This window comes from Achromobacter sp. SLBN-14 (assembly GCF_006715415.1).
Taxonomy (GTDB): domain Bacteria; phylum Pseudomonadota; class Gammaproteobacteria; order Burkholderiales; family Burkholderiaceae_B; genus Achromobacter; species Achromobacter mucicolens.
In genome coordinates this window covers 693,199-706,281 of the sequence record NZ_VFNE01000001.1, presented here as the reverse complement: position 1 = coordinate 706,281, position 13,083 = coordinate 693,199, and the positions used below count along the sequence as shown (strand labels likewise).

16 protein-coding genes are annotated in these 13,083 nt (G+C 65.8%); 11 read left to right on the top strand and 5 right to left on the bottom strand.

The features are described 5' to 3' along the window. Positions 1–71: 71 nt before the first annotated feature. The 11 genes from FBY20_RS03245 to FBY20_RS03195 all read left to right on the top strand — a co-directional run bounded on the left by FBY20_RS03245 (position 72) and on the right by FBY20_RS03195 (position 9,222). On the top strand, positions 72–338 hold the full coding sequence (locus tag FBY20_RS03245) for an exodeoxyribonuclease VII small subunit (protein ID WP_056322452.1): 267 nt from the start codon (positions 72–74) through the stop codon (positions 336–338). 7 nt (positions 339–345) lie between these two features. Next, the gene (locus FBY20_RS03240; RefSeq protein ID WP_142049991.1) at positions 346–1,257 is read left to right on the top strand and encodes a polyprenyl synthetase family protein; all 912 of its coding nucleotides are present in this window, start codon (positions 346–348) and stop codon (positions 1,255–1,257) included. 54 nt (positions 1,258–1,311) lie between these two features. Next, positions 1,312–3,174 (top strand): 1-deoxy-D-xylulose-5-phosphate synthase, encoded by a 1,863-nt coding sequence (dxs, locus tag FBY20_RS03235; protein WP_056322456.1) that lies wholly within the window; start codon positions 1,312–1,314, stop codon positions 3,172–3,174. Between the two features lie 193 nt (positions 3,175–3,367). Beyond that, complete coding sequence (gene folE2, locus FBY20_RS03230) at positions 3,368–4,165, top strand: GTP cyclohydrolase FolE2 (protein ID WP_142049988.1); 798 nt, start codon at positions 3,368–3,370, stop codon at positions 4,163–4,165. A gap of 6 nt (positions 4,166–4,171) precedes the next feature. Next, entirely contained in the window at positions 4,172–5,095 is a 924-nt protein-coding gene (locus FBY20_RS03225) for a DUF817 domain-containing protein (protein WP_142049985.1), read from the top strand. A 186-nt stretch (positions 5,096–5,281) separates the two neighbouring features. Next, positions 5,282–5,656 (top strand): 30S ribosomal protein S6, encoded by a 375-nt coding sequence (gene rpsF, locus FBY20_RS03220; RefSeq protein ID WP_056322467.1) that lies wholly within the window; start codon positions 5,282–5,284, stop codon positions 5,654–5,656. 50 nt (positions 5,657–5,706) lie between these two features. Next, the gene (gene priB / locus FBY20_RS03215) at positions 5,707–6,030 is read left to right on the top strand and encodes a primosomal replication protein N (RefSeq protein WP_056322469.1); all 324 of its coding nucleotides are present in this window, start codon (positions 5,707–5,709) and stop codon (positions 6,028–6,030) included. A 99-nt stretch (positions 6,031–6,129) separates the two neighbouring features. Then, entirely contained in the window at positions 6,130–6,402 is a 273-nt protein-coding gene (gene rpsR / locus FBY20_RS03210) for a 30S ribosomal protein S18 (protein ID WP_006218308.1), read from the top strand. Positions 6,403–6,416: 14 nt separating this feature from the next. Then, entirely contained in the window at positions 6,417–6,872 is a 456-nt protein-coding gene (gene rplI / locus FBY20_RS03205; RefSeq protein ID WP_056322471.1) for a 50S ribosomal protein L9, read from the top strand. Positions 6,873–7,003: 131 nt separating this feature from the next. Continuing rightward, positions 7,004–7,843: an RIO1 family regulatory kinase/ATPase gene (locus tag FBY20_RS03200; RefSeq protein WP_056322474.1), complete on the top strand. Its 840-nt coding sequence runs from the start codon at positions 7,004–7,006 to the stop codon at positions 7,841–7,843. Further along, the gene (locus FBY20_RS03195) at positions 7,840–9,222 is read left to right on the top strand and encodes a replicative DNA helicase (RefSeq protein ID WP_056322477.1); all 1,383 of its coding nucleotides are present in this window, start codon (positions 7,840–7,842) and stop codon (positions 9,220–9,222) included. The genes FBY20_RS03200 and FBY20_RS03195 overlap by 4 nt, the downstream gene beginning before the upstream one ends. 65 nt (positions 9,223–9,287) lie before the next feature. Here the strand turns inward: FBY20_RS03195 and FBY20_RS03190 are convergent, their stop codons facing one another. The 5 genes from FBY20_RS03190 to FBY20_RS03170 form a co-directional block, all read right to left on the bottom strand. Next, on the bottom strand, positions 9,288–10,265 hold the full coding sequence (locus tag FBY20_RS03190; RefSeq protein ID WP_142049982.1) for a bile acid:sodium symporter family protein: 978 nt from the start codon (positions 10,263–10,265) through the stop codon (positions 9,288–9,290). A 138-nt stretch (positions 10,266–10,403) separates the two neighbouring features. Further along, positions 10,404–11,384: a 4-hydroxythreonine-4-phosphate dehydrogenase PdxA gene (gene pdxA, locus FBY20_RS03185; RefSeq protein ID WP_142049980.1), complete on the bottom strand. Its 981-nt coding sequence runs from the start codon at positions 11,382–11,384 to the stop codon at positions 10,404–10,406. Between the two features lie 65 nt (positions 11,385–11,449). After that, on the bottom strand, positions 11,450–11,758 hold the full coding sequence (locus tag FBY20_RS03180; RefSeq protein WP_056322482.1) for a hypothetical protein: 309 nt from the start codon (positions 11,756–11,758) through the stop codon (positions 11,450–11,452). 83 nt (positions 11,759–11,841) lie between these two features. Further along, on the bottom strand, positions 11,842–12,300 hold the full coding sequence (locus tag FBY20_RS03175) for an Lrp/AsnC family transcriptional regulator (protein ID WP_056322485.1): 459 nt from the start codon (positions 12,298–12,300) through the stop codon (positions 11,842–11,844). Positions 12,301–12,378: 78 nt separating this feature from the next. After that, positions 12,379–12,984 carry a hypothetical protein gene (locus tag FBY20_RS03170; RefSeq protein ID WP_056322487.1) on the bottom strand — a complete coding sequence of 202 codons (606 nt, stop codon included), beginning with the start codon at positions 12,982–12,984 and terminating at the stop codon, positions 12,379–12,381. Positions 12,985–13,083 lie beyond the last annotated feature (99 nt).

Below are 13,083 nucleotides of genomic sequence, written 5' to 3'. Positions count from 1 at the left end.
CTTGCGGGCAGCGCTTGGCTATCTCGTACAATTCACGGATTAATCCACCCCCTAGTGCCCCGGAGGCCCGTTTGGCCAAACCCACTCAAGCTGATCCGCAGAACGACGATCGTCCCTTGCCCCAGGATTTCGAAACGGCGCTGGCCGAACTGGAATCGCTGGTCGCGGCCATGGAAGACGGATCGTTGCCGCTCGAGCAGTCGCTGGCTGCCTACCGGCGCGGTGTGGCGCTCACACGGGTTTGCCAGGAACGACTGGCCCAGGCTGAGCAGCAGGTCAAGGTCCTCGAGGGCGGCCTGCTCCGGCCGCTGGATCCCGCGGCGCTGGACGACGAATAAGAAGCCGATGAAGCAAATTCAACTCGCTTTTCCCGAGTGGTTGCAAGGCCGTGCGCTGCATGTCGAAGACGTGCTCGACGACCTGCTGCCGCCGGCGGACCTGGCGCCTGCCCGTTTGCACGAAGCCATGCGCTACGCCGTGCTTGGCGGCGGCAAGCGCGTTCGGGCCGCCTTGGTCTATGCCGCCGGTCAGGCTTGTCCCGTCAGTGGCAGCGTGCTGGCCATCGAGGCCTCTCTGGACCGCGCGGCGGCCGCCGTCGAACTGATCCACGCCTACTCGCTGATCCATGACGATCTGCCCTGCATGGACGACGACACGCTTCGCCGCGGCCGGCCCACCACGCACGTGCAGTTCGACGAAGCCACCGCCATGCTGGCGGGCGACGCGTTGCAGCCGCTGGCGTTTGAGCTGATCGCCTCCATGCCGATTGCCCCGGCGCTGATCGTCCAGGCCACCCAGTCGCTGGCGCGCGCCGCCGGCAGCCGTGGCATGGCGGGCGGACAGGCCATCGATCTGTTCAGCGTCGGCCGCGCGCTGTCGCGCGACGAACTCCAGACGATGCACGGCATGAAGACCGGCGCGATGCTGGCGTGCAGCGTGGCGTTGGGCGGCATCGTGGCGGGCGCCAGCTCGGCCTCGCGCCAGGCGCTGGATGCCTACGCGCAGGCCATGGGCCTGGCGTTTCAGGTGGTCGACGACATTCTGGACGTCACCGCGGACAGCGCCAGCCTGGGCAAGACGCCCGGCAAGGACGCCGCTGAAAACAAGCCCACCTATGTTTCCCTGCTGGGCCTTGACGCAGCGCGGGCCTTCGCCGAGGAACTGCGTGTGACGGCGCTGGCCGCCCTGGCGCCGCTGGGCGACGCCGGCGGGCGCCTGGCCCAGCTTGCCGACTTCATCGTTCTTCGAGACCGCTGATCCGAGATCAGCCCGGCCTTCCTGGTAGGCCGGGCCAACGAACCCCATAAAAGCATGACGACAGATTTACTGGACCGCATTCAATCGCCGGCTGACCTCAAGCGCCTGGATCGTCGCGAACTGAAAAAGCTCGCCGACGAACTGCGTGGCTTCGTGCTGGAGTCGGTATCCAAAACGGGCGGTCACCTGTCGTCCAACCTGGGCACCGTCGAACTCACGCTGGCGCTGCATCAGGTGTTCGACACGCCGCATGACCGCATCGTCTGGGACGTCGGCCATCAGTCCTATCCGCACAAGATCCTGACGGGGCGCCGGGCCGGCATGGCCAAGCTGCGCCAGCAGGGCGGCATCTCCGGTTTCCCCAAGCGCAGCGAATCCGAATACGACGCCTTCGGCACCGCGCACTCGTCCACGTCGATCTCGGCGGCACTGGGCATGGCGGTCGCCTCGCGCAATGCGGGCGTGCAGCGCCAGCACATCGCGGTGATCGGCGACGGCGCCATGTCGGCCGGCATGGCGTTCGAGGCCATGAACAACGCGGGCGTCACGCCCGGCATCAACCTGCTGGTGATCCTGAACGACAACGACATGTCGATCTCGCCGCCGGTGGGGGCGCTGAACCGGTATCTGGCGCGCCTGATGTCCGGACGCTTTTACGCCACGGCCAAGAATGTGGGCCGGGCGGTGCTGCAGCATGTGCCCCCGGTGCTCGAGCTGGCGCGCCGCTTCGAGGAACACGCCAAGGGCATGGTCACGCCCGCCACGCTGTTCGAGGAATTCGGCTTCAACTACGTCGGCCCCATCGACGGCCACGACCTGGACGCGCTGGTCCCCACGCTGCAGAACCTGAAAGCCCTGGAGGGCCTGCAGTTCCTGCACGTCGTCACGCGCAAGGGCCAGGGCTACAAACTGGCCGAAGCCGACCCGGTGCTGTATCACGGTCCCGGCAAGTTCGATCCGGCCGTCGGCATCCTGCAGTCCAAGGCGCCGGGCAAGCGCACCTTCACGCAGGTGTTCGGCAAGTGGCTGTGCGACACGGCCCAAGAGGACGCGCGTCTGGTGGCCGTCACCCCGGCCATGCGCGAAGGCAGTGGCCTGGTCGAATTCGAACAACGCTTTCCGCAGCGGTATTTCGACGTGGGCATCGCCGAACAGCATGCCGTCACGTTCGCGGCTGGCGTGGCGTGCGAGGGCCAGAAGCCCGTCGTCGCCATCTACTCCACCTTCATGCAGCGCGGCTACGACCAGTTCATCCATGACGTCGCCCTGCAAAACCTGGACGTGACCTTCGCCCTGGACCGCGCCGGCATCGTGGGCGCGGACGGCGCCACGCACGCGGGCAACTACGACATCGCGTTCCTGCGCTGCGTGCCCAACATGGTGGTGGCCACGCCCTCCGACGAAAACGAAACCCGTCTGCTCCTGTCCACCTGTTATCAGTACCCGGGTCCGGCGTCGGTGCGCTATCCGCGCGGCGCGGGCTGCGGCGCGGCGGAAGCCGAAGCCCTGGATACCGTTGAACTGGGCAAGGGCATCGTGCGGCGTGAAGGCAAGAAGATCGCCATCCTGGGTTTTGGCACGCTGGTGCAGGCAGCGCTGGGCGCCGCCGGCAAGCTCGATGCCACCGTGGCCGACATGCGCTTCGTCAAGCCGATCGACCGCGACCTGATCCTGGATCTCGCGAGCCGCCACGACGCGCTCGTCACCGTGGAAGACGCGTGCATCATGGGCGGCGCGGGCAGTGCGGTGCTGGAAGTGCTGAGCGCGGCCGGCGTGCTGATCCCGGTGCTGCAACTGGGCCTGCCGGACGAATTCATCGACCACGGCGAACAATCGGCCCTGCTGGCCGGCCTGGGCCTGGATGCCGCGGGCATCGAGCAGTCGATCCGCACGCGTTACGCCAGCCTGCTGGCCTGAGCCGGCTTCATGCTTGCGGCCGAGGGCGCAAGCATGAAGCCGCAAGGATGAAACACACTGTTCCGGCCCCCTCGGGCATGCGGGCCACAGGGTTACCGCTCCTGATCGCCTGCGGGTGGGCGATAATTAGCCCCTTTCAAGACAACTGGGCGGGTCGCTTCACGGCGCACCGGGCCCGGACAGGTAAGCCGAAATGAATTCTCCGATCGACCCCGCCATCGTGATGCCCGACGTCCAGAGCGCCACGGACACGCGGCATATCCCGATCCAGCGCGTCGGCATCCGCGGCGTTCGTCACCCCATGCTGGTCCAAAGCGGCGACGGCTCGGCGCAAGGCACGGTCGCCAACTGGACGCTGACGGTGGCCCTGCCGCCCGAAGAAAAGGGCACGCACATGTCCCGCTTCGTGGCCCTGCTCGAAAAATACCGCAGCACGCCCATGACGCCGGCGCTGTTCCGCACCATGGCGGCCGACATGCTGCCGCTCTTGCATGCCGAGCGCGGCGACATCACGGCCTCGTTCCCGTACTTCATCAACAAGTCCGCGCCGATCTCCGGCGTGCAGAGCCTGCTCGACTACGAGGTCCAGTGGATCGCGCGCGCACAGGCCGACCGGGTCGAGTTCGAGCTCGTGGTGCAGGTGCCCGTCACCAGCCTGTGCCCGTGTTCCAAGGCCATCTCCGAGTACGGCGCGCACAACCAGCGTTCGCACGTCACGGTCTCGGCCATCCTGAACGAAGACATCTCGATGGACGGCGTGATCCGCCTGATCGAAGACGAAGGCTCCTGCGAACTGTGGGGCCTGCTCAAGCGCCCCGACGAAAAGTTCGTCACCGAGCGCGCCTATGACAACCCCAAGTTTGTCGAAGACCTGGTGCGCGACGTGGCCGCCCGCCTGAACGCCCATCCCGGCATCGCGCGCTATCGCGTCGAGGCCGAGAACTTCGAGTCCATCCACAACCACTCGGCATACGCCGTCGTCGAAGGCTGAGCGCCGATGCGCCATCCGGCGGCCAGCGACTGGCCGCTCATTGCCGGCCTGCAGCAATGGGAAGTGCGGTTGGCCAGCAACCTGGCCAGCCGGGGCCGCCTTGGCGTGGCGCTGTACGAGTTTTTCCGCTTCGGCGTGAAGCAGGCGTGGGCTTGTCTTTTTGGCGGCCTGATGTGCGCGCTGCTGCTGGGCACGCACTGGTGGTATCCCAAGGATGCCGCCCTGGCGCGCTACGACTTCCTGACGCTTGCGGCGCTGGGCATCCAGGCCGCGTTGCTCGCGCTGCGCATGGAAACCTGGAGCGAGGCCCGCGTGATCCTGATGTTCCATGTGGTCGGCACCTGCATGGAAATCTTCAAGACCGCGGCCGGCTCGTGGATCTATCCCGAGGCGAGCGTGCTGCGCATTGGCGGCGTGCCGCTCTTTACGGGCTTCATGTATGCCGCGGTGGGCAGCTATCTTGCCCGTGTGTGGCGCCTCTTCGACTTTCGCTTTCGGGCGCATCCGCCGCTGGCCGCGACGGTGGCGCTGTCGGTGCTGATCTACCTGAATTTCTTCGCGCACCATTACGTCTGGGACTTCCGGTGGGCGCTGTTCGCGATGACGGCCATGCTGTTCGCGCGCACGTGGGTGTATTTCCGCATCTGGCAGGTCTACCGGCGCATGCCGCTCCTCTTGGGCTTCGTGCTGGTGGCGCTCTTCATCTGGTTCGCCGAGAACATCGGCACCTTCGCCAATGCGTGGCGCTATCCCAACCAGTCGCACGTGTGGCAGGTGGTGTCCATCGCCAAGCTGGGCTCGTGGTTCCTGCTGATGATCATCAGCTACGTCATGGTCAGCGCCGTGAACCGGCCGCGGCCCATTGGCCAGTCCGATCTGCCCGCCGCCGACGGGCAGGCGTCTGCCGGTAACGCGTCCCTTATTTCCTGAGCTTTCATCGGCTTGCACGGGATCGCTCAATCGGTGATAATCGAGAGCTTTCTTGCTCGACCGCCCATGGTTTTTGGGTAGCGGGCTGCCCCTTGCGGCGATCGTCGATGATCCTTGATCCACCCATGATGGAAAGCGCGGGTGCAAGACGAACTGCCAGCAAGACATCCTCAAGGAGTTTTACCCATGCGTCACTACGAAGTAGTGTTTATCGTTCACCCCGACCAAAGCGAGCAAGTGCCCGCCATGGTCGAGCGTTACCAAGCACTGGTCACGGGCCAAGGCGGCTCGATCCATCGCCTGGAAGACTGGGGCCGCCGTCAACTGGCCTACCCGATCCAGAAGCTCGTCAAGGCTCACTACGTCTGCCTGAACATCGAGTGCGGCCAAGCCACGCTGGATGAGCTGGAACACTCGTTCCGCTACAACGACGCCGTGCTGCGCCATCTGGTCATCAAGACCAAGAAGGCCCAGACCACCCCGTCGATCATGATGAAGTCGGTCGAGCGCGAAGAAGCCCGCAAGGCTTCGGCGGAAGCTGCCCCGGCTCAGGCCGAGTAAGCACGCTCACGCAGAGCTCATCGCATCAAGTCCCCTCGGTACCAGGCAGGATGAACAAGCTGGAACTCAGCGCACGCGTTCTCGAATGCGAGCCTTTGCGCCACACGCCCGCCGGTCTGCCAGCACTCGAAATGCTGCTGGCGCACGAGTCGGAGGTCATCGAAGCCGGCCACCCGCGCCGTGTCGAACTGACGATCGCCGCCGTGGCACTGGGAGATCTGGCGCTGCTGTTGAAGGACACCGCGTTAGGGTCCGAATTGCTGGTGCAGGGTTTTTTGGCTCCCACCCGCAAGGACTCGGTGAAGATCAAGCTGCATCTGCAGCAGGCACGCAAGATCAAGGCAAGCGCCGGACGCGATCCGCAGGTGGCTTGAAGCGAATGAGACCCAGGGTGCGAGAGCGCCTTCTGAATACGGATAGGTTATGGGGAAGTGGGCAATGACCCAGTCCCCTCAAACATAAAGGCACATATCATGGCTTTCTTCGGAAAACGCAAAGAAAAACGCAAATTCACGCAGCAGAACCCGCTCTTCAAGCGTCGTAAGTTCTGCCGCTTCACCGCAGCCGGCGTCGAAGAGATCGACTACAAGGATCTGGACACCCTGCGCGACTTCGTGCAAGAAAACGGCAAGATCATCCCGGCTCGCCTGACCGGCACCAAGGCAATCTACCAGCGCCAGCTGGACACCGCCATCAAGCGCGCGCGCTTCCTGGCTCTGTTGCCTTACACCGACAACCACAACTAATCCGGGGCACTGAAATGCAAGTTATTCTGCTCGAAAAAGTCGTCAACCTGGGCAACCTGGGTGAAGTCGTGCGCGTGCGTGATGGCTACGCCCGCAACTTCCTGATTCCCCAGAAGAAGGCCCGTCGCGCAACCGACGCCGCCCTGAAGGAATTCGAAGCCCGCCGCGCCGAACTGGAAAAGGCCCAGGCTGAAAAGCTGGCCGCTTCCCAAGCGCTGGGTGAGCGCATGAACGGCTACCAGCTCAAGATCGTTCAGAAGGCCGGCGTCGACGGCCGTCTGTTCGGTTCGGTCACCAACGCCGACATCGCCGAAGGTCTGAAGAAGGCTTCGTTCGAAGCCGTCGAAAAGGCTCAGGTCCGTCTGCCCAATGGTCAGCTCAAGGCCATCGGCGAGTACCCGGTCCAGGTCGCCCTGCACGCCGACGTCGTGGTCGACATCACGGTGCTGGTCGAAGGCGAACTGTCCTGATCCGGCAGTCGCGGTAAAAAGAAGCCGGCCCGCGCGCCGGCTTTTTTTCTTTTCGCGGCAATGGGCCCATTTTCTGCTGAAGGGTGCGTGGCCCCACACCCTCGCTGTACGCTGTCATTCCCGAGGACCTCTTGACTCATCCGCCTGTCCACCACAACGCCCCGCCCGGATTGCGAGCCTGGCTCGACAGCGTGGATGCGTCGCGTGAACCTTCGGTGCGCGATGTGACGATAGATGGCGTGCGCTGCATCATCAAGCGGCGCCGGCCCGGCATCCTGCAGGGCGTGAGCTATGTCCTGCGCTACGTGCGCGCCTTGTTCCTCGCCGTGGGCTGCAAGGTGTTCCTGGGCGAGTTTCCGCGCCCCAGCGTGCTGCTGCGCAATGGCCTGGCCCACGAAGGGCAGCGTCTGGCGCAGTTGCTGCAAGCCGGGGCCCGTGTCCCCGAAGTCTGGTGGCGCGAGCAGAACCTGCTTGTGCTGGAGTTCGTGGGCGAAGACCTGGCCGATCTCATCCGCAACGAAGACTCCACCTCGCGCCTGTGGCTCACGCGCGCCGCCGCGGCCGACCTGGCCGCTTTCCATGTGCGCGGCATGTGGCATGGCGGCGCTCAGATCCGCAACGTGACGTTGCGCGATGGCGAGATCTGGCGCATCGACTTCGAGGAAAACATCGGCGCGACGCTGTCCCGGCCGCTTGCGCAAGCGTATGACCTGTTCCAGATGCTGGCCTCGCTGGTCTCCTTGCGTAAACTCGAAGACGACGACGCCAGGTCGCTGGGCAAGCTGGCGCTGGACGTCTACCTGGAGAGCAATCCGGATCCCGAGGTGCGCGTCCGCCTGAAGCGGCTGGCGCGCGTGCTGTGCGGCATCGCCATGCCCCTGCGCCCGGTCCTCGCCCGTTTTCCCTCGCGCGATATCCAAGGGTTTTTCCGCGTCGCCGATATCCTGCAGCCGTTACTATTGAAGCCATGAACACACCCGCCGATTCCCAGCTCGAGTACCTGCGCGTCCCCCCCCATTCCATCGAGGCCGAGCAGTCGGTCCTGGGCGGACTGCTGCTGGACAACGCCGCATGGGACCGCATCGCGGACGTGCTCCTCGAAGAAGACTTCTACCGGCACGACCACCGGCTGATCTGGCACCACATCGCTCGCCTGATCGGTCTGGCGCGCCCGGCCGACGTCATCACCGTGCACGAATCCCTCGTCAGCGCGGGCAAGGCCGAAGAGTCCGGCGGGCTGGCGTACCTGAACGCGCTGGCGCACAACACGCCGTCGGCCGCCAACATCCGCCGCTACGGCGAGATCGTGCGCGAGCGCGCCATGCTGCGCAAGCTGGTGTCCATCGCCGACGAAATCTCCTCGGCCGCCATGAACCCGCAGGGCAAGGAAGCGCGCCAACTGCTGGACGAGGCCGAGTCCAAGGTGTTCAAGATCGCCCAGGAAGGGGCGCGCGGCGCCGCGGGCTTCCAGGAGATCCAGCCGCTCTTGACCCAGGTGGTCGAGCGCATCGACGAGCTCTATCACCGCGAGAGCACGTCCGACGTGACGGGCGTGCCCACGGGCTTTACCGACCTGGACAAGATGACGTCCGGCATGCAGGGCGGCGACCTCATCATCGTGGCGGGACGCCCGTCGATGGGCAAGACCTCGTTCTCCATGAACATCGGCGAACACGTCGCCATCGAAGAGGGCCTGCCTGTGGCGGTGTTCTCCATGGAAATGGGCGCGGTTCAGCTCGCCATGCGTATGCTGGGTTCCGTGGGGCTGCTGGACCAGCACCGCATGCGCACCGGCAAGCTGATCGCCGAAGACTGGCCGCGCGTCACCCACGCCGTGCAGCTCATGCAGGACGCGCAGGTCTATATCGACGAATCGCCCGCGCTCAGCCCGATGGAAGTGCGCGCCCGCGCGCGCCGACTGGCGCGCCAGTGCGGACAGCTCGGCCTCATCATCATCGACTACCTGCAGCTCATGTCGGGCAACGGCTCCGGCGAAAACCGGGCCACCGAAGTGTCGGAAATCAGCCGCTCGCTCAAGGGTCTGGCCAAGGAACTGAACTGCCCCCTGATCGCGCTGTCGCAGTTGAATCGAAGCCTGGAGCAGCGCCCCAACAAGCGTCCCGTGATGAGCGACCTGCGTGAATCGGGCGCTATCGAACAGGACGCGGACGTGATCCTGTTCATCTATCGCGACGAAGTCTACAACCCGGATTCGCCGGACAAGGGCACGGCCGAGATCATCATCGGCAAGCAGCGTAACGGTCCCATCGGCACGGTGCGCCTGACGTTCCAGGGCTCCAGCACGCGCTTCCTGAACTTCTCCGGCGCGCAGCCGCGGGACATGTACTGATCCTGGCAACCGCCGCCGCCCAATAAAAAACCGCGCTGTGCGCGGTTTTTTATTCTGGGCAGCGATCAGTGCTGCGCATCCGGCCGCTTGCCGTAGCGGGCCGCCAGCACGCCGCAGACCATCAGCTGGATCTGATGGAACAGCATCAGCGGCAGCACCACCGCACCCACGGCGTGCCCGGCGAACAGCACCTGAGCCATCGGAATGCCGCTGGCCAGGCTCTTTTTCGAGCCGCAGAAGAGCAGCGTGATGCGGTCTTCGATGCTGAATCCAAACATCCGGCCGGCCAGGGCCGACAGGCCCAGCGCCAGCGCCAGGATCACGCAGCAGCAGACGACCAGGCCAACCAGCGCGGGGATAGGGGTGCTGCTCCACAGGCCTTCGTTGATGGCTTCGGAAAATGCCGTGTAGACCACCAGCAGGATCGAGCCCTGGTCCACGAACTTGAGCATGGCCTTGCGCTTGTGGACCCAGGCGCCAATCCAGCGCCGCGCGAACTGGCCCAGCACGAACGGCAGCAGCAGTTGCAGCATGATCTTGCCGACCGCATCGAACGAGATCGGCGCGCTGCCGGCGTTGGCCACGACCGTGCCAACCAGCAGGGGCGTGAGAAAGATGCCAAGCAGGCTCGACGCCGACGCGCTGCACACGGCGGCCGGAACGTTGCCGCGCGCCATGGACGTGAACGCGATGGCCGATTGCACGGTGGCCGGCAGGCAGCACAGGAACAGGATGCCCAGGTACAACTCGGGCGTGACCAGCGGCTCGAGCACCGGCTGCAGCGCCAACCCCAGCAGCGGGAACATCAGGAACGTCGCCGAGAAGATGGTCAGGTGCAGCTTCCAGTGCGTCAGGCCCGCGATGATGGCCTCACGGGAAAGGCGCGCCCCGTGCAGGAAGAACAGCAGGCCCACGGCCACGTTGGTGATCCAGCCGAACACGACGACGCCTTGCCCGTGCGCGGGCAGGAAACTGGCGATGATGACGGTGCAGATCAGGTAGAGGGTGAAGCGGTCAGGCAGGAGTCGAACGAGGCGGGACATGGGAAGGGAGGGAAGAACGGAAAGCGGTGGCGCAGGGCGCCGGAAACGGGGCGTATTGTAGACCCGGCGCGCGGCCGGGCCGTGGCGCGGCCGCGCGAATCGTCCGCGCGCTGAGGCAACCGGCGGCTTTTTACGCGCTCAGGGCGTCATCGCCAGCGCGAGGTCAAAGGCCGCGACCAGGGATGCATGGTCGGCCAGACCCTTGCCAGCGATGTCGAACGCGGTGCCGTGGTCAACGCTGGTGCGCACGAAGGGCAGTCCGACGGTGACGTTCACGCCATGATCCAGGCCCAGGTACTTGACCGGGATGAGGCCCTGGTCATGGTATTGCGCCACGACGATGTCGAATTCGCCGCGGCGGGCGCGCATGAAAATGGTGTCGCCCGGCCAGGGGCCGCTGGCATCGATGCCTTCGGCGCGGGCGGCAGCGATGGCCGGCTCGATGATGTCCACGTCTTCGCGGCCGAACTTGCCGCCTTCGCCCGCGTGCGGATTCAGTCCGGCGACGGCGACGCGCGGCTGCGCGATTCCCATCTGGCGGCAGGCGTGGTGCGCCAAGCGCATGGCAGTCAGCTCGGCTTGCGGCGTGATGCGCGCCATGACATCGGCCAACGCGACGTGGATCGTCACCAGCAGCACGCGCAGCTCATCATTGGCCAGCATCATCGCGAAATTCTGCGTGCCGGAGCGGTCGGCCAGGATTTCGGTGTGGCCCGGAAAATCGATGCCGGCCTCGTGCATGGACTTCTTGTTCAGCGGCGCGGTGACGATGGCGCGGATGCGTCCGGCGAGCGCATCGTCGATGGCGGCGCAAACGTAATCGTAAGCCGCGCGGCCGGCCAGCGCGCTGACCCGTCCCAACGGCAGGTCCGCCGGCAGGGCGGGGCTGCAGGCCACCACCTGGATGCAGCCCGCATCGGGCCGAGCCTGGCCGACGCCGGCGATCTCGACGATGTCCAGGCGCGCGCCAAGCTGCGCGGCCGCCCGGTGCAGCGCACCCGCGTCGCCATACACCACACAGGGCGCGCCCAAGCCCTGCGCGCAGGCCTTGACGACGATTTCGGGACCGATGCCGGCGGCATCGCCCATGGTGATGCCCACGGGCAGAAGAGTATTCACGATGCAGGCAGAGAGAGGGGGAATGCGGAAATGCTACACCCGAAGCCGGACGGCGCCGTGGGCATCTACTGGGCGGCGGGCTTGGGCGGATCGATCGGCGCGCATTCGAAGGTGACCGTGGCGCGCTTGGAGCCCAGCCCGGTGGCGTGGTTGGACGTCACGCTGGGTTTGACCAGCTTGCGGCCAAGCGACTGGCAGTATTCGTCCGCGCGCTCCAATGTCTTGATCTTGATCTCGACCCAGCTCAGCAGTTGCGTGCCGGAGCTGTAGGTGACGCTGTATTGGTCTTTTTCGAGGGGCTTGACCTCGCTCATGCTGGAACACGCGGTCAACAGGACGAGGAGGGCGGCGGCAGGGGCAAGGCGAGCAAGCATGAAAAATCCAGGATTCGCGACAGGCCCCCATTACACCACCATGTTGCGCCCGCCGGAAAGACGGGCGGGGCAAAGGCCGCCGGTCAGGGCGCGGCGACCGCGCTGCGCCGGTCGACCTTGCGGCTGAGCACGATCGAGGTCTGGGTCTGCTTGACGCCGTCGATGAGCCCGATGCGGTCCAGCAGCGCGTCCAGCTGCTCATGGGTCTCGCAGCGCAGGAAGATCAGGTAATCGTAGGGGCCGCTGACGGAAGACACCTCTTCGACCTCGGGCATCTTTTCCAGCTCGCGGATCACGGCCGCCGGCGTCTTGGGCAGCACGCTGATGAAGCAGTAGGCCCGCACCGCTGCCTCTTCCAGCAGCCGGCCCAGGCGCACGCCATAGCCCGCGACGATGCGCTCGCGCTCGAGCCGCGCGATACGCGCCACCACGGTGGTTCGCGCCAGGCCAAGCTTGCGCGCGAGGATGGCGGCCGGTTCGCGCGCATTGGCCTGCAGCAGGCTCAGCAGTTGCCGGTCGATGGCGTCGAGTCGTTCGTTCATGCGGTGGGCGATGGCGTCGGGCGGATGGCGAAGTGGCGACGGTACAGGCGCCGGCCTGCCTGCGTCAATGCGGCGGGGTTAGCCGTCGGACTCGGGCGGAATGCCGCCGTGATAGATGCGGCCGTCGAACTCGAAGCGCGTGATCGTTTTCTGGGCTGCGTCGAAGATGCGGTCGCGGCTGGCGTCGTCCAGGCCGTCGTGGTCCGCGAAGCTGAAGCGGCACAGGTCGATGTCGCTGTCATAGAACGCGCTGTGCACGAAACGGCTGACATCCGCCTCATGGGCGAAATGCGCGAATTCACGCAGTTGCTCCATTTCGTGGAACGAGCCGTTGCGGCTGACCAGCAGCATGCCGAACTTGCGCTCTTCGTCCGCCATGGGTTCGGGCGGCGGCGGCGCGTCGCCAGCGTGGGGATCCTGGCAATCGAAGTGCGCGCCGGCCTCGCGCATGGCGGCCAGCACGCGCTGCCATTCGGACTCCTGCAGCGTCAGGCGCGCCATCATGTAGAACAGCCGCTGCCGGCCCAGCGTGCGCGGCTCGGCGCCGCCGACATAACTGGGCCAGGGCGTCGATGCGTCCAGCCCGGCCAGCTCGGCCATCTTGCCATCGCTGTAGCCCAGCCTGTCCTGCAGCCGTTGCAGCGACTGGGCGCTGGGCGGGACGTAATTCTGGATCGTTTTCATGAGCGCGCTCCGGTTGTGCCGGGCGTCTGAAGGCAGCGCCGGCGGCGTGCGCCGCGGTGCCCTTGCGGCTACGCTTCATGCTAGCGCCGACCCCCGTGC

What these genes read in the sequence shown, in the direction of transcription:
- FBY20_RS03190 (WP_142049982.1), bottom strand. Translation starts at nt 10,265, where the DNA reads ATGTCCCGCCTCGTTCGACTCCTGCCTGACCGCTTCACCCTCTACCTG.
- rpsR (WP_006218308.1), top strand. Translation starts at nt 6,130, where the DNA reads ATGGCTTTCTTCGGAAAACGCAAAGAAAAACGCAAATTCACGCAGCAG.
- priB (WP_056322469.1), top strand. Translation starts at nt 5,707, where the DNA reads ATGAACAAGCTGGAACTCAGCGCACGCGTTCTCGAATGCGAGCCTTTG.
- FBY20_RS03180 (WP_056322482.1), bottom strand. Translation starts at nt 11,758, where the DNA reads ATGCTTGCTCGCCTTGCCCCTGCCGCCGCCCTCCTCGTCCTGTTGACC.
- FBY20_RS03175 (WP_056322485.1), bottom strand. Translation starts at nt 12,300, where the DNA reads ATGAACGAACGACTCGACGCCATCGACCGGCAACTGCTGAGCCTGCTG.
- FBY20_RS03225 (WP_142049985.1), top strand. Translation starts at nt 4,172, where the DNA reads ATGCGCCATCCGGCGGCCAGCGACTGGCCGCTCATTGCCGGCCTGCAG.
- rplI (WP_056322471.1), top strand. Translation starts at nt 6,417, where the DNA reads ATGCAAGTTATTCTGCTCGAAAAAGTCGTCAACCTGGGCAACCTGGGT.
- FBY20_RS03240 (WP_142049991.1), top strand. Translation starts at nt 346, where the DNA reads ATGAAGCAAATTCAACTCGCTTTTCCCGAGTGGTTGCAAGGCCGTGCG.
- dxs (WP_056322456.1), top strand. Translation starts at nt 1,312, where the DNA reads ATGACGACAGATTTACTGGACCGCATTCAATCGCCGGCTGACCTCAAG.
- FBY20_RS03195 (WP_056322477.1), top strand. Translation starts at nt 7,840, where the DNA reads ATGAACACACCCGCCGATTCCCAGCTCGAGTACCTGCGCGTCCCCCCC.
- rpsF (WP_056322467.1), top strand. Translation starts at nt 5,282, where the DNA reads ATGCGTCACTACGAAGTAGTGTTTATCGTTCACCCCGACCAAAGCGAG.
- FBY20_RS03170 (WP_056322487.1), bottom strand. Translation starts at nt 12,984, where the DNA reads ATGAAAACGATCCAGAATTACGTCCCGCCCAGCGCCCAGTCGCTGCAA.
- folE2 (WP_142049988.1), top strand. Translation starts at nt 3,368, where the DNA reads ATGAATTCTCCGATCGACCCCGCCATCGTGATGCCCGACGTCCAGAGC.